The 19,459-nt window shown below is 40.4% G+C and carries 20 protein-coding genes; 9 read left to right on the top strand and 11 right to left on the bottom strand.

Annotated elements, in window-relative coordinates:
- Positions 1-33: 33 nt before the first annotated feature.
- Together ACM9H2_RS01785 and trkA are read right to left on the bottom strand one after the other, a co-directional pair.
- Entirely contained in the window at positions 34-1,560 is a 1,527-nt protein-coding gene (locus ACM9H2_RS01785; RefSeq protein ID WP_415487559.1) for a TrkH family potassium uptake protein, read from the bottom strand.
- Entirely contained in the window at positions 1,557-2,882 is a 1,326-nt protein-coding gene (gene trkA, locus ACM9H2_RS01780; protein ID WP_415487557.1) for a Trk system potassium transporter TrkA, read from the bottom strand. The genes ACM9H2_RS01785 and trkA overlap by 4 nt, the downstream gene beginning before the upstream one ends.
- A 221-nt stretch (positions 2,883-3,103) precedes the next feature.
- On the opposite strand from trkA, the gene coaBC reads away from it, so the two are divergent.
- Entirely contained in the window at positions 3,104-4,267 is a 1,164-nt protein-coding gene (coaBC, locus tag ACM9H2_RS01775; RefSeq protein WP_415487555.1) for a bifunctional phosphopantothenoylcysteine decarboxylase/phosphopantothenate--cysteine ligase CoaBC, read from the top strand.
- A 19-nt stretch (positions 4,268-4,286) separates the two neighbouring features.
- Here coaBC and mnhG read toward each other — a convergent pair whose 3' ends face one another.
- From mnhG to mbhE, 7 genes are read right to left on the bottom strand one after another with little or no spacing between them, the layout of a single operon-like run.
- On the bottom strand, positions 4,287-4,691 hold the full coding sequence (gene mnhG / locus ACM9H2_RS01770; RefSeq protein WP_415487658.1) for a monovalent cation/H(+) antiporter subunit G: 405 nt from the start codon (positions 4,689-4,691) through the stop codon (positions 4,287-4,289).
- A 5-nt stretch (positions 4,692-4,696) separates the two neighbouring features.
- On the bottom strand, positions 4,697-4,984 hold the full coding sequence (locus ACM9H2_RS01765) for a monovalent cation/H+ antiporter complex subunit F (RefSeq protein ID WP_415487656.1): 288 nt from the start codon (positions 4,982-4,984) through the stop codon (positions 4,697-4,699).
- The gene (locus ACM9H2_RS01760) at positions 4,974-5,555 is read right to left on the bottom strand and encodes a Na+/H+ antiporter subunit E (protein WP_415487553.1); all 582 of its coding nucleotides are present in this window, start codon (positions 5,553-5,555) and stop codon (positions 4,974-4,976) included. Before ACM9H2_RS01760 ends, ACM9H2_RS01765 begins: the two co-directional genes overlap by 11 nt.
- Before the next feature lie 10 nt (positions 5,556-5,565).
- Entirely contained in the window at positions 5,566-7,143 is a 1,578-nt protein-coding gene (locus ACM9H2_RS01755) for a complex I subunit 5 family protein (RefSeq protein ID WP_415487551.1), read from the bottom strand.
- Positions 7,140-7,478, bottom strand: coding sequence for a sodium:proton antiporter (locus tag ACM9H2_RS01750; RefSeq protein ID WP_415487549.1), 339 nt, complete (start codon positions 7,476-7,478; stop codon positions 7,140-7,142). Before ACM9H2_RS01750 ends, ACM9H2_RS01755 begins: the two co-directional genes overlap by 4 nt.
- A gap of 1 nt (position 7,479) precedes the next feature.
- Positions 7,480-7,905 carry an MnhB domain-containing protein gene (locus tag ACM9H2_RS01745; RefSeq protein WP_415487547.1) on the bottom strand — a complete coding sequence of 142 codons (426 nt, stop codon included), beginning with the start codon at positions 7,903-7,905 and terminating at the stop codon, positions 7,480-7,482.
- Positions 7,902-10,277: a hydrogen gas-evolving membrane-bound hydrogenase subunit E gene (gene mbhE, locus ACM9H2_RS01740; RefSeq protein ID WP_415487545.1), complete on the bottom strand. Its 2,376-nt coding sequence runs from the start codon at positions 10,275-10,277 to the stop codon at positions 7,902-7,904. Before mbhE ends, ACM9H2_RS01745 begins: the two co-directional genes overlap by 4 nt.
- Before the next feature lie 130 nt (positions 10,278-10,407).
- Here mbhE and hpt point away from each other — a divergent pair, with 130 nt between their 5' ends.
- The 6 genes from hpt to ACM9H2_RS01710 all read left to right on the top strand — a co-directional run bounded on the left by hpt (position 10,408) and on the right by ACM9H2_RS01710 (position 16,934).
- Entirely contained in the window at positions 10,408-10,986 is a 579-nt protein-coding gene (gene hpt / locus ACM9H2_RS01735; RefSeq protein ID WP_415487543.1) for a hypoxanthine/guanine phosphoribosyltransferase, read from the top strand.
- A 33-nt stretch (positions 10,987-11,019) separates the two neighbouring features.
- Positions 11,020-11,760 carry an SDR family NAD(P)-dependent oxidoreductase gene (locus tag ACM9H2_RS01730; RefSeq protein ID WP_415487541.1) on the top strand — a complete coding sequence of 247 codons (741 nt, stop codon included), beginning with the start codon at positions 11,020-11,022 and terminating at the stop codon, positions 11,758-11,760.
- Positions 11,761-11,824: 64 nt separating this feature from the next.
- The gene (gene uvrA, locus ACM9H2_RS01725) at positions 11,825-14,710 is read left to right on the top strand and encodes an excinuclease ABC subunit UvrA (RefSeq protein ID WP_415487539.1); all 2,886 of its coding nucleotides are present in this window, start codon (positions 11,825-11,827) and stop codon (positions 14,708-14,710) included.
- Between the two features lie 24 nt (positions 14,711-14,734).
- The gene (locus tag ACM9H2_RS01720) at positions 14,735-15,829 is read left to right on the top strand and encodes a geranylgeranyl reductase family protein (protein WP_415487537.1); all 1,095 of its coding nucleotides are present in this window, start codon (positions 14,735-14,737) and stop codon (positions 15,827-15,829) included.
- 43 nt (positions 15,830-15,872) lie between these two features.
- Positions 15,873-16,556, top strand: a complete 684-nt coding sequence (locus ACM9H2_RS01715) for a hypothetical protein (protein ID WP_415487535.1) — start codon at positions 15,873-15,875, stop codon at positions 16,554-16,556.
- Between the two features lie 12 nt (positions 16,557-16,568).
- Entirely contained in the window at positions 16,569-16,934 is a 366-nt protein-coding gene (locus tag ACM9H2_RS01710) for a DUF5611 family protein (protein WP_415487533.1), read from the top strand.
- A 20-nt stretch (positions 16,935-16,954) separates the two neighbouring features.
- Here ACM9H2_RS01710 and sepF read toward each other — a convergent pair whose 3' ends face one another.
- Entirely contained in the window at positions 16,955-17,308 is a 354-nt protein-coding gene (gene sepF, locus ACM9H2_RS01705; RefSeq protein WP_415487531.1) for a cell division protein SepF, read from the bottom strand.
- 148 nt (positions 17,309-17,456) lie between these two features.
- Between sepF and ACM9H2_RS01700 the strand changes: the two genes are divergently transcribed.
- A complete protein-coding gene (locus ACM9H2_RS01700; RefSeq protein WP_415487529.1) occupies positions 17,457-17,660 on the top strand; it encodes a CDGSH iron-sulfur domain-containing protein in 204 nt (67 codons plus the stop codon).
- Between the two features lie 6 nt (positions 17,661-17,666).
- Here ACM9H2_RS01700 and ACM9H2_RS01695 read toward each other — a convergent pair whose 3' ends face one another.
- On the bottom strand, positions 17,667-18,143 hold the full coding sequence (locus ACM9H2_RS01695; protein ID WP_415487527.1) for an RNA-binding protein: 477 nt from the start codon (positions 18,141-18,143) through the stop codon (positions 17,667-17,669).
- Positions 18,144-18,189: 46 nt separating this feature from the next.
- On the opposite strand from ACM9H2_RS01695, the gene ACM9H2_RS01690 reads away from it, so the two are divergent.
- Positions 18,190-19,458: a ribonuclease catalytic domain-containing protein gene (locus ACM9H2_RS01690; RefSeq protein ID WP_415487525.1), complete on the top strand. Its 1,269-nt coding sequence runs from the start codon at positions 18,190-18,192 to the stop codon at positions 19,456-19,458.
- The last annotated feature ends 1 nt before the right edge of the window (position 19,459 follow it).

The raw sequence follows: 19,459 nt of genomic DNA, 5'->3' as shown, positions 1-19,459 counted from the left end.
ATAGGTAAGAGTGGGCAATTATAGTAAAAGGGCTTAGGATTTCCAGAATGCTCTTGTTAGTAAAACGATGAGGGGGAAAATTTCCAATCGTCCTGCAATCATCAGAATGGACATATAAAGTTTCGAGGTCCAAGGGAACAGGAGATAATTACCCATAGGACCAGAGGGTCCGAAAGAGGGACCAAAATTTCCAAGAGTTGCCGCAACAGCTCCCATCGCTTCGAGTAAAGATAGATTAATTCCAACGCGGGATGCATCGAGGACTACAAAAATGGTAGAAATGGCGAAAATTAAGATGAACAGAAGGGTGAATGCATGAATTTTTTTGATCTCGGAATCGTCATAGATACTATCATTAAACCGGAGGGGTAAGACCGCATTGGGATGAATAAGTGAAAAAAGATTTTTTCTAAGAGATTTTAAAATGACTATCCAACGAAGAATTTTAATAGAACAACTGGTCGATCCAATGCTGCCTCCAATGAACATGCAAAAGAGCAATAAATATTGGACAGGTAGGCTTAATATTGTAAAATCAAAACTTACATAACCAGTAGTAGTGACTACAGAAACTGTTTGGAAAATGGCATGCCTAACAGTAGTGAGAATGGTTGTTTGTTGGAAAGCAGAACCTGAGAAGTTACTGTTTAAAAATAAGATAGTGAATATTGTCGCAATAATGCCTATCAAGATGAAATAGTATTTGAATTCTTTATCTTTCAAGAAAATTTTTCGATCGCCTTTTAGGAAATGGAAGAATAAAGCAAAGTTAGTTCCTGAAGCTATCATGAAGGGGATAATTACCCATTGGACTGCTGCTGAAAATGTCTCAATGCTACGTGCTGCAGGAGAGAAACCTCCAGAAGCTAATGTCGTGAATCCATGACAAAGTGCATTGTAAAAATCCATATTTGGGGCAAGTCCGATTATATGGAGTCCATACAATAGGAAGACTTCAAGAAAGGTGATTCCAAGGTAAACTATCCAAAAAAAACGTGCTGTTTCAGCTATTCGGGGAGTGAGTTTTTTGATTCGAGGACCAGGTGCTTCTGCGTCGAGTAGGCGTGCCCCTCCAGGAGACAGTTCAGGTATTATGGCTAGGGCAAGAACGACGATTCCCATCCCACCTAGCCATTGGGTAAATTGGCGCCATAATAAAATAGAAGGTGTGTAGTGATCAGCAGACAAATCGCCTATGACTGTAGCGCCAGTGGTAGTGAACCCACTAACACTTTCGAATAGGGCATTTATCGGGCTAGCTAGAGTGGAAGTAGTTCCCGCTGTTGCGATTAAGTATGGAATTGCACCAATACATGCGACCGTGATCCAAGCAAGTACTAGCATCAGAAAACTATCCCTCAAGCTCATGTGCGGATCAGGATCTAGTCTTTCGAAAAACGACCCAATAAATAGGGCGATTCCCATTGTTATTATGAATGGGAGAAGGGGATCCCCATAATAGATTGCAACGAAAAGAGGTAGCAAAAGTGCGATTGCTAACCATTTAGTAATAGTACCAGTGAGACTCAGTGAAGCTTTCCAATTTATCCGGGAGGTCATAATTGTTTAAGGATTTTATCAGATACAGATACATCGATAAGAATTACAATGTTATCTCCATTTTGTATCATTGTGTCACCTCTAGGAGCAAGAACTTCACCGCCTCTAACTATGGCCCCTATTACGATAGAAGAAGGTATTTTGGAAGTTATTTCTTGGACACTTCTACCAGATAGTTTACTACTGGAATCAATTTCAATTTCAAGAATTTCTACTCTGTCAGAATCTAGAATTGCCACATGCTTTGTATTTATATTATGGGTGAAATGAATAAGGGCTTCTGCGGTGACTTCCCGGGGGTTAACAGCCACATCTATACCAACATTTTTGAATAAAGAAATATAGTTTCCAGAATTGACAACTGCTGCTATTCGAGGAGCACCTAATTGTTTGACTAACAAAGATACTAAGAGAGTTTCTTCGTCGGAACCTAAATGTACGACTACTAGATTAGATTGAGTTACGTTTTCAGATTCAAGGAAATCGATATCAGTTACGTCATGGCACATGACTATAGTATCGGGTAATTTTTCTGCTAGTTTGAGTGATAATTCTTTTTCAGAGGTCATCAAGGTGGAAGACATACCACGGGTTGTAAAAATGGACGCTATTTCTGCGGAGATGGGACTCCCTCCAAGGATAACTGTACTTTTAATGTCGGTAATGGTTGGTTCGATTGTGGAAGAAAAGTCTTGAACGCTTTTAGGAGTCCCAATGACCACCAATCTAGATCCAAGGGGAATTTTGGTAGAGCCACTAGGTATAATGATCTCATCTTCGGTAATGATGGCGGCGAAGGTTAAAGACTCAAATTGATCTGCTTCACTTATAGTTTGATCGAGAAGTGTACTAGTGGGACGGATTTCGAACTCGGCCATTTGCACTTTTCCCTCTGCAAAAGAGTCAGCATCGAGGGCAGCAGGTATCCCTGCTATATTGACAATTGCTTCTGCAGTTAATCGGTCAGAACAAGCCATGAAATCGACTCCGAATGCGCCTTCGGAGTGGGACCATGAATTAAATAAAGTGGAATTTTTTATTCTTGCAACGGTGAATGTATCTCCAAGTAACTTGACTGACTCGCACGCAATGAGGTTTTTTTCGTCGTCATTGGTGCAAGCTATAATCAGATCTACTTCACCTACTTCTTCTATATTTTGAAGATCGTTTCCATCCCCGCAGATTGCCAGGACGTCAAGCGAATACGTCAACTCAGAGACGCGAACGGGATCGATATCCATAACCACGATTTGATGCGCATCGGATAGGTTTTCTGCGATACTGTATCCAACTTGTCCGGCGCCGATTATGAGAATTCGCACTTGCGTGTACCTATCCGCCCGATTGCCAAGGTAAGTATAAGTGCATTGCGCTTATGGTGGGAATAGATGAGATTAAACGTGTAAAGAAAAAATGATGCTCAGTCTATTGGTTTTTATTAGAAAAAATGGCGTGGAAGTAAATCAAAATGGGAGAATATCTATAAAAAGTCCCCATACACATCGCCATGTTATTAAATGGGGAATTCAGAGATACCTAATAGATGCTCAAAGGAGTGAATGTGGCAATAGGGATTACAGGTAGCATTGCTGCAGTCAGGGTTGTAGAAATTGCTCACGAATTCAAACGAAGAGGGGCCAATGTGAGGGGAATTATCACATCGGATGCAACAAAAATTATCCACCCGTGGGCAGTGGAATATGCAACGGGGAATGCAGTTGTCACAGAGATAACAGGTAAAGTAGAACATATAGAGCTATGTGGGGAGAATGGATGGGCAGATGTACTATTAATTGCCCCAGCAACGGCAAATACGATTGGTAAAATGGCAGCAGCGATTGATGATACCTGCGTAACTACATGTGTAACTACGGCAATCGGATCGGGAATACCGATAGTTGTTGCTCCTGCTATGCATGAACCTATGGCAAATCATCCCGGAATCATTGAAGCACAAGAACGGCTCGAGTCATGGGGAGTTAATTTTGCAGATCCAGTTGTGGAAGAAGGAAAGGCAAAAATAGCAGACACAGAGACTATAATTGTCGAGGTAGAGAGGGCTGTTGATTTAAAACCACTCGGGGGGAAACATATAATAGTTACTTCGGGAGGCACTCGTGAGCAAATTGATCCTATACGAGTTATTACGAACCTTTCCTCGGGGAAAATGGGAGAAAATGTTGCCAGAGGCTGTTACATAAAGGGGGCAAAAGTAAGTCTAGTACATAGTGGAAAGAATATCCCATATGTCGATACATACCAAGTACAAAGTGCAGAAGAAATGATTGAAAGGGTAATAAATCTTTCACGCGAAGCTGATGTATTGGTTTCTGCCGCTGCCATCTCAGACTATGGCATGGATCCATTAAAACAAAAATTAAGATCAGGTAGGGAAAGTATACAATTGGAATTGCATCGGAAACCCAAGTTGGTGGATGCAGTTCGGAAGGAATTTCCAGACATTGTGATAGTGGGGTTCAAAGCAGAGATAGAAGAAGACCAAAAAATAGTTATTGAACGGTCGAAGGAACTTTTAGAACGTGTTGGGCTCGCATTTGTTGTTTCCAATAATGCAAGAGTAATGGGCTTAGAAGACACAGAAGTGAAGATTATCCGAATGGAGGAGATTATAGAAGTGGAGGGTTCGAAAAGGGTGGTTGGTATAAAAATAGCGGAAGAATTATCCAAAGAGATAAAAACAGATTAGAAAGAAATCAAAGGACAGATTAAACTTCTGTTTCGTCTGAAATTGCATCTTCATTTAAATGGGTTTGAGAATCGGGGTGGATGGGCCACGTGACATCGCCGAAAAATTCAACTCCCATTTTTTGAGCTGCTCGGGAAATCATATGACCCCCTGTCGGTGCAGTTAAAAAGAGAAAAAGGACTCCGACTAAAGATGTCAACCCCATTCCTTGGAACCCATAATGTAAAAATCCAGAAAAGAAAATAGAAGCTGCGCCGAGGGTTGTGGATTTACTAGTAGCGTGGAGTCGATTATAAACATCAGGTAATCTCAAGAGGCCAAGTGTACCTACAGTGAGGAAGAAACATCCTAAGATAATAAAGAACATAACAAACATGCTCCGTGGTGAATGTGTTGAATTGAGGGCTACAGAAAGAGTATGCATATTGATCATTGGATAACCTCACTTTCTGAAATATAATTTGCCGCTGCAATTGTGCTTATAAATCCGATAATGGCCAGCACTAGTCCTACTAAAACAAAGTGATCAAATGAGGTTAAAATGGCTAACAATATGGCTATAGCAGTGATATTGGTTCCGATGGCATCGATCCCAATTACACGGTCGGGGACAGTAGGTCCTATAAATGCGCGATAGCCACAAAACAAAGTGAGAATGGAAATCAGAATTAGGGCAGATGTTAGAAGCAGAGTGAAGGAGAATAGTTCAGCCACGATTGCCCCCTACGGAGTCAGAGAAAACTTTTTTGAGAGGGGTGTTAGTAGGCAATTCGTGAAAGATATTGAGTGCATATTCCTCCCAGATATGAATGGTTTTAAGGATAGATTCGACGTCGTTTCCGTCAATTGTATGGATCAATAGGCTATTCGTTTCTTCAATATAATCTAGAGTGAGAGTCCCAGGTGTTAGAGTAATACTGTTGGCTATGGTTGTGATAGAGAAGGGTTTTTTTACGCGAAGGGGGACTACAATAATCGCGGGTTTAATGGGCAAGCTTGGGTTTAAAATACGAAATGCTACATCGATGTTTGCAGATACCAAATCCCTCAGGAAAACTATTACAAACAGCGCTATGTAAGGAAAAGAGGAGAATATAGCCCCTATCGAAACATATTCGGGGAAAAATTTTCGGAAGCCATATGCAATGGGCAAACAGATTACAAGACCGAAAACAAATTCGATGAGAAAATTAGAAAGGGGCGGGTGGACACCACGTACAAAAATCCAAGTTAAGGATAAGAATACACCGAAAGGAATCCAAGTTTTGGTTTTTTCTAAAATATACATGATTGAGAGTCTACCTATGATACAGAACGGCTTCTATATAGCCAGAACTATCTATTGCGGAACGAGAAGCTGATTCAATTAGAGGGGAAATGGAATCGAAACCGACCCCAAGGGAAATTAACACGAGGGTGAAGAATAGAAGGACGTACTGGTTTTGCACAGGAATGGTTGAATCAGATACCGTGGATGAAATTTCCCCCCAGAATCCCGTATTCCACAGGTGTATGGCATAGAGGAAAGATAGAACAGTTCCCACTAATAGGATTAAAATGAAAAGACTAGAATACATTGTCTGAATGGGTTCTGTATTTAGGGGCAGAATTAGAAGATGTAATTTTCCGAAAAATCCAAAAATTGGGGGAATCCCCACTAAAGAAAATATGGAGACAAATACAGAAATAGAAAGAATTGGAGAGTGGCGAGAGAGACCGCCCAAATCAGAAAGTTTTGCAGATCCAATAGCATTTTTTATACAGCCACTAGCGAGAAACAGAGAGGCCTTGGCGAGAGAATGGTTCAAAGTTAAGATTATAGTTGCTATGAGCGCCATTTGTCGTATAGATGGAAACAGAGCTGCGAGTGAGAGTGGTAGCATTATGAATCCCATTTGGCTTATACTAGAATAAGCCAACAGATTGTCAATATTATCTTGACTAAGTGCAGATATTCCACCGAAAATTATACTTGTGGTAGACAATATGAAAAGTGATATTCCGAAAATTGTCAAAACTGAGAGTTCTCCGAGGAGAGTGGAATCACCTGAAGGAAATACTGTGAAAAATATCCGAATCATAGCATATAGACCTACTTTTTTCACTACCCCAGAAAGAAGAGCAGATATGGGAGACGGTGCTGCTTGGTAGACTAGAGGGACCCAAAAATGAAGAGGAACCAATCCAGACTTAAGAGCAAAAACAACAAAAAGAATCATGGAAAATAAGATAACAGAAGGCATAGAAATGTTGTATATATCGGGTTGAGACAATCTATGGGATAAATCTGCCAAATTAAGAGTCCCGGTGGTGGCATAGATCCCACCGATGGAAATTAGCATAAATGCACCACCAATGAGATTGAGAATTACATACGTCATCCCTGCCTTGGTTTGTTTAGAAGTTGAATAGAATGTGACAAGAACGTAGCTCGTCATGAGAGTTACTTCAAACCAGACAAAGAGGTTGAATAAATCCCCAGTTAAGAGTGCACCGGTGGCACCGAAAAGCATGAAGTGTAAAAGAGAGTGGTAAGAGAATTTTTGTTTTGATTCATCAATAGTGGTGATCGAATAGAGTAGGACCCCTGCAGTGACTATGGCGGTGATGCATAGTAAAAGAAGTGCGAAAGAGTCCGCAACAAATGAGATCCCATAAGGGGCGGGCCATGCAGAAAATTGATATATAAGAGGGCCATGCTGAACTGAAAATAGCAGAGATACAACAGACGCAATATAAGCACAGGTGCCAAGTAAGCTCAGTGAAATTGTCAATTTAAGAGATCGTCTAGATAGTAGGGTTAAACATGCAGTTAGCAATGCAATTAGCAGAGGTAGTACGGGAGAGTGGCTTACGATCGCTGTAGATGTACTCATAGTTGCCCCCAGAGTCGGTCTATGTCTAATGTCCCATGTTCATCGTAAACGCGGAGTAAAAGTACAAGTACGAATGCGGTTGTTCCTAGGCTGATGACTATTGCAGTTAAGACTAATGCTTGGACGAGGGGATCAGTTATAGAAATTAAAGAACTGCTATCAGATAGAACAGGAACAGTACCAGAAATTCCTCCCATGGTGATCAAATAAACATTTGCTGTTTGGCCGAGGATGATAACGCCTAAAATTGCTTTCAGGAGATCCCTTCGTAGGAGTAGAAAGGTTCCAAGTGAGAAGAGGGAACCAAGTATTAGTGCTAAGATTAAGGGAGTCATTTTAGCGACTCACCCCCGACAAGATAGAAAGTAAAGAGCCAGTAACTGTGAAAAGAACACCTAAGTCGAATAAGATGGCCCCTGAGATTTTTAGTTCTCCTAAAAATGGAAGGGGTGGGAGAATTAAAAATGCTTGAGTTAAGAAAGGCATGTTGAACAAAATGGGTATAGAGCCAGTGATGAGGATCAGCAGCAGGCCAGATACAAGTATTCTCCTATTGAGTGTAGATGGAGAAATGTTTAGTAGCCGGGTGAGGTCCGAAGTCCCATACGCTATGTAAAGTAGAGCGATAGCAGATACTATTAAAACGGCAGATACGAATCCGCCTCCAATTGAATTATGCCCTTGGATGAAAAGTATCGCAGCGGTAACAAAAATCAAAGGTGCAACAATTCTTGCTGCAGTTCGGGTAATCAGCGTGGTCATGATCGGCCCCCAGATGTTCGCGAGGATAAAATGGTCAAGATGGAAAGTGCAGCGAGTGCCACAACTGATATCTCCCCTAAGGTGTCCAATGCACGGAAATCGACTAGAATCACATTGACAATGTTAGTTCCTCCCCCGTAATCAACTATGATGTTTTCGGTGTATTCCGAAGGGTAGCTAGCCCTATCAATGAAAAACGTTGCTATGTTTTTCGAAACTGAAGAGGTAGTTGCGAGGAGAACTGTGAAGAAAATAGTCGCCCCTATGAAAAGAGATAGTAATATATCCCGCATCACACGAGGGGAAGATGTCTCCCCGTAGTAAGCAGGAAGTTTTCCGATTATAACTAAGAATATTACAAGAATGAGAGTCTCAACTGCGAGTTGAGTTAATGCTACGTCTGGTGCATTTGAAAGTAAGTAAAATACTGCAATCATAAACCCGAGAATGGAAAGGAATAAAACACCCATGATGTGAGAGTTTGCCCGGACTACCGCGAAGGCACCTAGAGCTATAATAAGGAGAAATACCAAGAAATCAAGTCGGAGGGGGGGTCCAGATATCATAAGGAAATTTGGTTTCAAATAGAAAAGGCTCGCTAAAACAAATGTTCCGATAAGCCCGAGTAACCAGATTATGTGGGTTCTCAAAAGGAGTCGTTCAGTCCTATAAGTGAGGGAAGAACTCCAAATCTCTAGTGTGGAAATTATAGAGAGATATATTGAATCTGCACTAAAGTATGTGAATGGTAAAATTGAAGACATTCCTTTTAGAATCTGTTCATATTTTAAAAATAGTACAATTCCGAATATTATGGACAAAAGACTCATCAATAAAGGAGGGTCAATTTGAGTAGGGAGTCCAACGTGCAAAGTGGAGATATCTTGTAAATATGGAGATCCAGAATGGGAAAGGATATCTAGGGGGAAGAGAGGGTAGAAAATAGTGAGAAAAGATAATAGAATTAAAATAGAAGTAGGGATCGTCATGGAAAGGGAGGGAGGAGAAACGCCTTGTTGATCGGAGGAGGGGGTACCGAAAAATATCATTACGAATTTGAGAGAGTAGACGACTGCAAATGCACTAGCTATGATTGTGAGGAGAGGTAGAACCCATGAAATCCCACCATAATTATTAGCGACCGCGTATATGCCTTGAAAGAGTAGTTCTTTGGAATAGAATCCACTAGTGGGTGGAATTCCAGCCATACATAGAGAAGCAAAAACTGCAAAACCTGCAGTTAGAGGTAGTTTCTTCCGCAAACCTTTGATTTCAGAAATTGTAGTTATTCCTACTTGGCAAGCTATAATTCCTGCGATGAAAAACAGAGCTGCTTTGAACAGAGCATGATTGAATAAGTGAAAAGATCCAGATGCAAAACCAAGGGACTGGGATGCACCGGTTAATGTTAGAGGTATACCAAAGCCGATCAGCATTAAACCGATATGAGACGCAGTAGAATATGCAAGAAGTTCCTTGAGAGTGGTGGAGATTATAGCGAAAAATGCAGTGATGAGCATTGTGGCGATTCCAAGTGTGATGAGAATAAGAGACCACTCATCTCCAGCTAAAATTGGGTGGAATCTCCCAAGAATATAGACTCCTGCTTTGACCATAGCTGCAGAATGCAAAAAGGCAGAAACGGGAGTTGGAGCAACCATCGCACTTGGTAACCAAATGTGAAATGGTATTTGTGCAGATTTGGATGCGCCTGCAATAATGATAGCAAAAAGAATGGGCAAGAAAATTCCATTTTCCCGAAGAATAGATTGGATAGATTCGGGTTGAGAGAGGAGAAAGGTTAGATCGAAGCTGCCGGTGATAGAATGGATGAGTAAAAATCCAAGAAGCATGAAGAATCCACCAAGAGAAGTGATGACTAGTGCTTTCTTTGCAGCAGATCTAGAAGTGGATTCGTGGTTAAAATACCCAATTAGTAGGTATGAGGAGAGGGAGGTCAATTCCCAGAAAACGAAAAGGACGATTAAATCTGCGGAGAAAACTATTCCGAGCATAGACCCCATGAATACTAATAAGGATGCATAATAAGTCGGGCTTGGGGTCTTTGTTTTCATATATCCAAAAGAATAAATGAAAGTCAATAGTCCCATACCAGAGGCCAGCAAACCAACAAGGATTGACAGTCCATCGACGTAAAAACGAAGGTGAATATCCAGAGAAGAAATTAGAGGGATGGAAATTGACCCAGTAGTTCCAATGAGGTTTAGGATTAAAAACGCACAAATTAGGGCTATGAATGCTGCGAAGTGGGCTGTTTTTTCTTTTAAGATCGGATAAATGAAGAAGGTTAATGCAGCTGCAAAAAAGGGTAGGAAAATAATTACAGCCATGGAAAGGAAATTAAGTTCCACAATCAAACGTTTCTGACTCTAAACTGAATTAAGGGCTTCGTTCGGCGGCGAAAAGGAGTAAACTAGAATTTTCAGAGGGGAGAAAATATATTTCCGAAGATTTTTTTTAGGCCCAAGGGACAGGTAGAATATGGATTGGTTGAAGAGGTCTCTTTTAGATGCTCCAATAATAGAAAAGGATGGGTATCATTATTTTGTCCACCCGATATCAGATGGGGTTCCAATGCTAGAGCCCGGGCTCCTGAGAGAAATTGTGATTAAAATAATTAACAAAGTTAAGAGGGAGAACTTAGAAAACATTGATAAAATAGTTACACCTGCAGCTATGGGAATACACATTTCCACTGCCCTGTCACTAGTTACAGACATACCTCTAGTGGTTGTCCGGAAAAGAGAATACGGACTAGAGGGAGAAGTGTCATTGATGCAAGAAACGGGATATTCGAAAAATGAGATGTATATAAATGACATTAGAGAGGGAGATAGGGTTCTTTTGTTGGATGATGTTATCTCCACAGGAGGGACCATAATTGCGATAATGGAAGCGTTGGAGAAAATAGGTGCAGAGGTTGTTGACGTTATTGCAGTTATAAACAAAGTGGGGGGCGAGAATAGAGCGGGGGATAAGGGGTATCAAGTTAAAACATTGATAAATATAGATGTAATTGAAGGAAAAGTAGTAATTGTCGATGAACACGGAGATGGATAGTCTATAGTATGTAGAGAAGCGTAGGGAAAACTAATGAGTGGTCTACTAGATCTTTCGGGGAAAGTTGCATTGGTGACAGGTAGTTCTAGAGGAATAGGAAAGGAGTTTGCATTGGAATTGGCAAGATGTGGGGCGCAGGTCGTGATACATTATCTGAAAAATGAAAAGCTAGCAGAAAAAGCAGTGGAAGAAATTAGATTAACTGGGGTTGATGTGATAAAAATGAAATCGGACATAAGAAATCCAGAAGGGGTAGAATGTCTATTCAAAGAAATAGAAAGTAAGTTGGGATCGGTTGATATATTAATTAATAATGTAGGGGATTATGCCCCAATACATTGGGAAGATATTGATTTTGAAACGTGGGAGCGAGTAATGGCGACTAACTTCACAGGCACATATCTATGTTCAAAAAGGGCACTTCCAAAAATGCGTGAAAATGCATGGGGAAGAATAATAAACATAGGTTATGCTTCAAGTGAAAAGGGGTTAGTTAACACAAAGAATTTCCCATATTTCGTTTCGAAAACAGGAGTTCAGATGTTTACGCGGATGCTTGCTTCTGACACATCAGGGAGTGGGATTACAGTTAATTTATTGTCCCCATATGTTGTAGAAAATTCAGATAATTTTCCCGCAAAAATTCCGATGGGAAGGCCGGCTAAGTTGGAAGAGATGGCAAAATCCATGCTGTTTTTCCTTGGTCAGGGATCAGATTATATCAGTGGTGCAAATTTAGAAATCCATGGAGGATGGTTACCAGAAAGAGTGTAATGAGTAGGGAGAATAAGCAGTGGTTGTTGCGAAATTTATATTGGGATTATAGTTGATAATAATAATGGTAAAAGAATATATTGAAGTAAGGGGGGCGGCGGAAAACAATCTTAGAGATCTGAACATAAAAATCCCAAGAGATAAATTAATAGTAATTACAGGTGTTTCAGGGTCTGGAAAATCGTCGTTGGCATTCAACACGATCTACGCAGAGGGGCAGAGGAGGTATATAGAATCTTTGAGTGCGTATGCGAGAAATTTTCTTGGTCAAATGGATAAGCCAGAGGTTGAGTCGGTAGAGGGTTTATCCCCCGCAATATCGATAGATCAAAAAAACGCAGCGAATAATCCTAGATCGACTGTGGGAACTGTAACAGAAATGCATGACTATTTGAGGTTATTATACGCAAGGATAGGAATTCCACATTGTCCAATTTGTGGGGAAGAAGTGGGAAAGCAGTCGGCTCAACAAATGGTAAATCGCATTTTAGAACTGCCCGAAATGTCAAAAATAAAAATTGCAGCCCCGGTAGTTCGAGATCAAAAGGGGGCGTTCAAAGAACTATTCAAAGATTTGATTGCGAGAGGGTATACACGGACAGAAGTGGATGGGGAAGAATATGATTTGGCCGTAGAGATCCCGGAATTGGAAGAAACATATGATCATTCGGTTGATATAATAGTAGATAGAATAGAAGTGTCTGAAAATGCGCGTTCAAGGATTACGGATTCTGTTGAGACGGCATTGACAGAAGCAAAAGGCGTAATAAAAATTATTGTTCCAGATCCTTCTTCAGATATAAAGCTAGGTGCCCAATTTCGGAGAACTGGAGATCTTTCGGGTAAAACAGATTCGAGATTGGTCGTAGAATTTTCCGAAGAATTTGCTTGCAGCAATTGTAAAATAGATTTGCCAGAAATAGAAACCAGATCTTTTTCATTTAACAGTCCACATGGTGCATGTCCGAAATGTGAAGGCCTCGGGCATATGAAAGAAGTAGTTCAAGATTTGGTGATAAGAAATAAGAATGCCCCTCTAAAAGAAGCGATTGGTCCATGGAATTATAAAGCACCAGTTTACAAGGGTTGGATAGACTCGTTGTCGGACCATTTTGGAGTGTCGGTGGATACCCCATTTGGAGAATTGGACCCGGAGGTTCAAAATGCGTTTATGTGGGGAACGAAAGAGAAAGTGCAATTGAGGAGGTGGACCAGGAGGGGAATGAGATGGAGAGAAGGCCCATTCGAAGGAATAATTCCGAGTTTAGAAAGAAGATATGTTCAGACAGATTCTCAATCAACTAGAGAGCATATTGAGAAATATATGGCCATAACTACTTGTGCTTCGTGTGAAGGTACCAGGTTAAAACCGGAAAGCAGATCGGTTAAAATTGCAGGAAATAGCATAACAAGAATCAATCAAATGAGCATAGGAGATGCTCTGCTTTATTTTACAAATTTAGATCAAGAATTAAATGACAGAGAGAAACAGATCGCAGAACAGGTTATAAAGGAAATTCATTCTAGGTTGAGATTTATGTGCGAGGTGGGATTGGAATATCTGACTTTGGACCGGGAGGCGCGAACTCTTTCAGGGGGAGAAAGTCAAAGGATAAGGCTTGCAACACAAATTGGATCTGGATTGGTGGGAGTATTGTATGTGTTAGACGAACCATCTATTGGACTCCATCAGAGGGATAATGATCGATTGTTAAATACCCTCGAGGGATTGCGAGATATGGGAAATACACTGATTGTTGTGGAACATGACGAAGAAACCATGTTTCGGGCAGACTATATTGCAGACATAGGCCCGGGTGCCGGGAGGAATGGTGGGGAATTGGTGGCACAGGGAACGGTGGAGCAAATTATGAAATGCAAAGATTCCCTAACTGGGAAATATCTTTCAGGGGAGATGGAAATACCAATACCAGAAAAAAGGAGATCCCCAAAAGAAAATATAGAGATCAAAAATGCATTTCAACATAATCTAAAAAATATTGATGTTTCCATACCTATGGGTATTTTAACGGTTATTACAGGTGTCTCTGGATCCGGGAAATCTACTTTAATTCACGAGGTATTATACAAAGGTTTAGCTCAGAAAATTCATAAAAATAGATCGATTGTTCCGGGTGGTCATGGAAGTATAGAAGGATATGATCAAATTCAAAGTGTAAGATTAATTGATCAAAATCCAATAGGCAGAACTCCTAGATCGAATCCTGCAACATATACAGGAGTATTCACATATATCCGAGAATTATTTTCGAAAACTAAAGTTGCCCTTCAGCGTGGATATAAACCGGGTAGATTTTCATTTAATGTCAAAGGAGGGAGATGTGAGATTTGTAATGGTCAAGGTGATGTGAGGATAGAGATGAACTTTTTATCAGATGTATATGTCGTGTGCGAAGAATGCAAAGGGTCAAGATATAATGATGAGACTTTGGAGGTCAGATATAAGGGGAAAAATATTGCAGATGTTCTTGATATGTCGATAGAGGAAGCAAGAGAATTTTTTGAGAATAATAAGAAAATTCTTCGAAGTCTAGATTTGCTATATGATGTGGGATTGGGATATATGAAACTTGGGCAATCGTCTACGACATTATCAGGGGGGGAGGCCCAGCGAGTAAAGTTGTCTCAAGAGTTGGGGAAACGAGAAAAGGGGAATACATTATACTTATTGGATGAGCCAACTACAGGGCTTCACCCTGAAGATGAAGCTAAATTGATCGAGGTATTGCACCGATTAGTAGATAGAGGAAATACAGTAGTGGTTATTGAGCATGAGCTTGATTTGATAAAAAATGCAGACCATATAATTGACTTAGGTCCAGAGGGAGGAGAGAAGGGCGGAGAGATAGTGGCCGAAGGAACACCGGAACATATAATTGGGAATGTGAAATCATACACTGCACAGTATCTAAAAGGGAAACTCAAGTAGTGGAATGCAAATATAGATAGTAGAATGTATGATTTTGTAGTTGTAGGTGCAGGTCCTGCTGGGTCTCACTTTGCACATAAAAGTGCAGAGTTGGGGAACAAAATCGTCGTGTTTGAAGGGGGAGAAGTGGGAGCTCCCCTATCATGTTCGGGGCATGTGAGTTTGGATTTATGGAGATATATATCTGAGAAAAATAAATCCAAGTTAATTCAAAATGAAATTTTTGGTGCGAGATTTCATGTGAATGGGTCAGATGGAAGGGCCCATACATTTTATAAAAATGAACCCATTTCCAACGTAATTGATAGAGTTGGGTTGGATCGTTGTCTGGCAAAAATGGCGATTGATTCCGGTGCAGAAATAGAGGAGAGAAGCACAGTGATCGGTGTCAAAGAACTAAAAGAGAGAGTGGTTGTCAAGGTTAGAGGACCGGATGGAAAACGAGAAGTGAATACCAAGATGGTGGTAGGGTGTGATGGGCCAAATTCTAGAGTTAGACGTTCGCTAGGAATAAGAGAACCAGATGAATTACTGCATGGAATTCTTGGATTTGAATCTACAGTGGACTTTGGGAACTTTGTTGATGTTTATCTAAATGTTCCACGATTCTTCTCGTGGCGGATACCAAGAGGAAATGCAGGTGTAGAATATGGAATTGCAGGGAGTCCCGACATAGATATAATAGGAGAATTTGAGAAATTAATTGACTCTCAGGGAGTTCAAGTGGAGAATAGATGTTCAGGAATGATACCAATTGGCCCCCCTAGAAGTGTTAGTACTAAGAGGGGATTTTTGATAGGAGATGCGGCGAGCCAAACGAAACCATTCACAGGAGGGGGAATAGTTTATGGCCTGATAGCATCAAACTGTGCAGCAAGTATAGTTAATCCAAACAAAATAGATACGATTGACATGTATGAGCAGAATTGGAGAAAGGGAATAGGCAGAGAAATAGAGATGGGAAAATGGATCAGAAAGGGGTATTCACTTCCTCGAGTGGTACAGGAAATTGGATTACAAGTTTTCTCTGGGGAAATCGGAGTCCACATGGATCGCCCTACGTCTTTGTTTTCAAGGAAACAATTAGAAGCCATGAAAGAGAACCTAAAATTAAAATGATAAAAGGTAGGCTTTTTGGTAAAGGAAAGTGTCTGGTAAATTAATGGGAGTTCTATGTATCTTTGGTCACTCGTATGGTGATGTTCAGAGGTCGGAAGAAAGAAATGAACAAGGGAGAGAGGTTGTTACTGTCATTCAAGAATATAGAATGTGTTCTAGGTGTGGTAAAACTCGGATTTTAAGTGAACATAAAGAAGTTGGGGTGGAGCCAGTAGTAGAAGGGATAGAAGAACAAAAAATTGAAAATGATGAAATGGATTCGGAGAGGGATTTAGAAGAAGAAGTTGGGGAAAGTTTAGAAGGTAATGGAAAGAGGAGTGGGGTGGAATTTATTGAAGAGGAGGTAGAAGAATGGCCAGAAGTGGCTGGCGAGGATGAAGGGTTTAATGCCGGGCTTCCAGATGCATCTATTGAGAATATTGAATTTGGAGGGGGATTGATTCCTAAATCTTTGAGAGAAGATGAAATAGAAGAAGAAATAGTAGTAGAATTTCCAAATCAAGAGGATATGGAGTTGAGAGTGGGAGAAGGGGAAAATCAAGATCCCGTAGGGAAAATAAGAGGAAGAAGGAAAGACACTCAAACAGTGTATATATGTGAGCAATGTGAATATCAGACCCCAGTATATGAATCGTCCTTGCGGAAAGGGGATATTTGCCCCATGTGTAGGAAAGGATATATTGACGAAAAATTAATTGAAAGAAGATTCAACAAAGATAGGAGATAAAAAAAATATAAAATGAAAGAATATGAAATTAAAAGAGGGTCTACGTTGGAAGAGAGAATAGTGGATCTAAAAGGAGCAGTAGAAGAATATTTTGGACCAATAACAGGTGCAGAAATTCAAGAGGGTCAAGAATTATATGTTGTGGAAAATCCAGTAAACCCTATATTTAAAAAAGTGAGCATTGGCGCGGGGAAATATCCGGGGAAGAAAGATACCCTCATTGTAGATTTTGAAGAGCTTCCGATACCAGAAATAATTGCAAATGGAGATATAGAACTAGCTGCAGATGCCGTTTCAGTGAAAAATGAATTTTTACTTAAAGCTACTGGGAAAGATTCCAAAGCGCGGCGTAAAGCTATGAAGAAAGATGTTGAATAAAAAATATTTTTGTGGAAAAATTACTTCTGTCCGATCTTTTCTCGGCTGATCACGACCCCAGCAGGGGCAGCGATTATTTGATCGTCTCCGCTTAGAACAATATCCCCACCGACTTCTTGTGCTACCTGATTTAACTCAGTAGTAATACGATTCATTAGTGAATCTTTAGTTCTTAATCGAGTTATATTGGAAATTACTAGGTCGCCGTCATAGATTTTGTCTTTAACCGCAATGACATCCTCTATGTTTGAAATTTCAGCAATGTGAACTTGAAATGTTCCTGCCGCTGTTTTCTCGATATCGTCGCTATCTAGAGCTATGTAATCTTCGATGGTATGTTTACCGCCACCAAGAAGTTTGTCCACAAATCCCATAGGTAGATAAAGCGCAGGAGAGGGCATAGTTCTTACGGCCGGATTTTTATGTTAAATTTGTTTGAATAGGTAAGATTTTAAGGATTAAATATGCAGATAATAGGAATGAATTGTAATGCTTTTACATCTGAAAAAGAAAAGTTCAGATATGGCAAGATTTGTGATACATGAGGAAAAAGGACCTTTTAAAATACCAGCTAGTGAGGAGCCTGCATTTATTTGCATGTGTAGTTTGTCGAAAAACAAACCATATTGTGATAACTCCCATATAAAAACGCAGGACGAAGAGGATGAGATCACATACATATATGACGGTGACACGCGCTATGATGTGGATGAAGAAATGAGTTGAGTTTGATCAGAAAAAATGGTAGATTTCGTCGCCAACGTAGTGGATTGATTCAATAGCTTTTCCAGAACTTCCAAGCATATCAGCAGTAGGTACAATCGATCGCCCTATGCAAAGTGCTTTTTCGTGGGCTTCTTCGAGGACGATCACTATGTCTCCAGGTTCTATTGAAGAGTCCACTCTGGTTATCCCAGGTTTCATTATATCGGCGCCATTGGAAACAAAGCGGATTGCTCCCTGGTCCACAAATACAATGTTTTTAGAAGGTGCATAGGTATTTGCACCTTTTACTGTAAGAGAAGGGGAACCATCAATATAACATGCGAGAGGTTCCTTGTCAAGTAGAACCAAATCAATTTGGGAATGTGATAGTTCAACTAACTCATATGTTGATCCGGGTAGCTCGACGCCGAAAGTAGATAGAATTGAAGATTCAAAGGCGCGTATAGTGTCATTTCGGAGGTTGTGGCGAGAAATAACCTGCATGGAAAAAAATAAATCGGAGGGAGCTTTAAAATTTGTATTGTAGAGCATGAACGAAGAGAGAGAAGAAAAGGGAGGAAATGACGGTCCGATTAAAATTCCAGAGGAAGTCTACAAACAAATAGTTGGAAAAAGAGAATCCCTATTAGAGAAGTTGGGGATAGTAGACCAATTTCCAGAAGATGTTATTGATGAGGCGAAGGGGTGGGCGGATGGAAATAAAGAAGAAGTCTCACTTGAGCTTGAAAATAGAAGGGATTTGAGGGAACTTACCACGTGGACAACAGATCCGGCTAGTGCACAAGACTTTGATGATGCTCTTAGTATTACCGAGGAAGAAAAGGGATACAGAATTTGGGTGTATATAGCAGACGTGACGCATTATGTAACCCCTGATACGAAAACCTGGAAATTGGCCATGGAAAGGGGAAATTCAACATATATGTCGGGGCACACGATACACATGTTACCCAGGTATTTAGCAGAAGATGTCTGCTCCTTGGTTCCGGGAGAAGATCGGTTGGCGCACACAGTGGAGATGTATATTAACAGAGATACACTGAGTTATGAGTCAATAGACATATATAAATCTGTGATTAGATCGGATGAACGGCTAACATATAGAGAATGTGAAAAAAGATTAGGAGATCCGGATTTGCCACTGCACAAAGAGTGTAAAACCATTTATGAAGTCACAGAAAGATTACAAAAACAGCGAAAAGATGACGGGTCCCTTGTTCTTAATCAAAATAGGGATAGGTCGCATATGATAGTAGAAGAATGCATGCTTAAAGCGAATAAGGCCGTGACCCATGAATTGATGTGGAATAGAGGGGTAGAAGCTATGTATAGAGTCCATCCACAGCCTACTCCACGGGAATGGGATTCTGCGTTGCAAGAAATACAAAAACTCCCAGGAATAAATATCCCATCTGCTTCTTTGGAAGATCCAAGAATAGCCGTCAATGTTGCCATAGAAGCAGCAGAGGGGTATCAAATTGAAAAAATAAAAAGATCGGTCTTAAAAGTAATGCCAAGGGCCATGTATATGGCAGATCCATTTGGTGGACACCATGCATTGAACTTCGATGTTTATGGGCATTTTACATCTCCAATTCGGAGAATGAGTGATTTAATAAATCATTGGATTGTTCACAGGAGGGAGATCCCTGAAAATATAGATGAGTTATGTAAGCGAGCACAGGATCTACAGAAAACATCTGAACAATGTGAGAGGGAATATGACCAAATTCTACGTGAGGAAGCATTAGACCCTGTGAGGATTCGAGATCAGGGGATAGAAGTGATAAAGGAATAAA

Origin of the sequence: Candidatus Hikarchaeum yamanae (assembly GCF_009889665.1) — an archaeon.
GTDB lineage: Archaea > Halobacteriota > Halobacteria > Halobacteriales > Hikarchaeaceae > Hikarchaeum > Hikarchaeum yamanae.
Note: the sequence above shows the minus strand (reverse complement) of the source record. Positions and strands in the feature narration are given on the sequence as shown.

Coding starts and splice junctions, on each gene's coding strand:
- sepF (WP_415487531.1), bottom strand. CDS start 17,308: ATGGGATTTGTGGACAAACTTCTTGGTGGCGGTAAACATACCATCGAA.
- coaBC (WP_415487555.1), top strand. CDS start 3,104: ATGCTCAAAGGAGTGAATGTGGCAATAGGGATTACAGGTAGCATTGCT.
- ACM9H2_RS01750 (WP_415487549.1), bottom strand. CDS start 7,478: ATGACTCCCTTAATCTTAGCACTAATACTTGGTTCCCTCTTCTCACTT.
- ACM9H2_RS01700 (WP_415487529.1), top strand. CDS start 17,457: ATGGCAAGATTTGTGATACATGAGGAAAAAGGACCTTTTAAAATACCA.
- hpt (WP_415487543.1), top strand. CDS start 10,408: ATGGATTGGTTGAAGAGGTCTCTTTTAGATGCTCCAATAATAGAAAAG.
- ACM9H2_RS01690 (WP_415487525.1), top strand. CDS start 18,190: ATGAACGAAGAGAGAGAAGAAAAGGGAGGAAATGACGGTCCGATTAAA.
- ACM9H2_RS01715 (WP_415487535.1), top strand. CDS start 15,873: ATGGGAGTTCTATGTATCTTTGGTCACTCGTATGGTGATGTTCAGAGG.
- ACM9H2_RS01730 (WP_415487541.1), top strand. CDS start 11,020: ATGAGTGGTCTACTAGATCTTTCGGGGAAAGTTGCATTGGTGACAGGT.
- ACM9H2_RS01720 (WP_415487537.1), top strand. CDS start 14,735: ATGTATGATTTTGTAGTTGTAGGTGCAGGTCCTGCTGGGTCTCACTTT.
- ACM9H2_RS01745 (WP_415487547.1), bottom strand. CDS start 7,905: ATGACCACGCTGATTACCCGAACTGCAGCAAGAATTGTTGCACCTTTG.
- ACM9H2_RS01785 (WP_415487559.1), bottom strand. CDS start 1,560: ATGACCTCCCGGATAAATTGGAAAGCTTCACTGAGTCTCACTGGTACT.
- ACM9H2_RS01760 (WP_415487553.1), bottom strand. CDS start 5,555: ATGTATATTTTAGAAAAAACCAAAACTTGGATTCCTTTCGGTGTATTC.
- ACM9H2_RS01710 (WP_415487533.1), top strand. CDS start 16,569: ATGAAAGAATATGAAATTAAAAGAGGGTCTACGTTGGAAGAGAGAATA.
- uvrA (WP_415487539.1), top strand. CDS start 11,825: ATGGTAAAAGAATATATTGAAGTAAGGGGGGCGGCGGAAAACAATCTT.
- ACM9H2_RS01755 (WP_415487551.1), bottom strand. CDS start 7,143: ATGAGTACATCTACAGCGATCGTAAGCCACTCTCCCGTACTACCTCTG.
- mnhG (WP_415487658.1), bottom strand. CDS start 4,691: ATGCATACTCTTTCTGTAGCCCTCAATTCAACACATTCACCACGGAGC.
- ACM9H2_RS01695 (WP_415487527.1), bottom strand. CDS start 18,143: ATGCAGGTTATTTCTCGCCACAACCTCCGAAATGACACTATACGCGCC.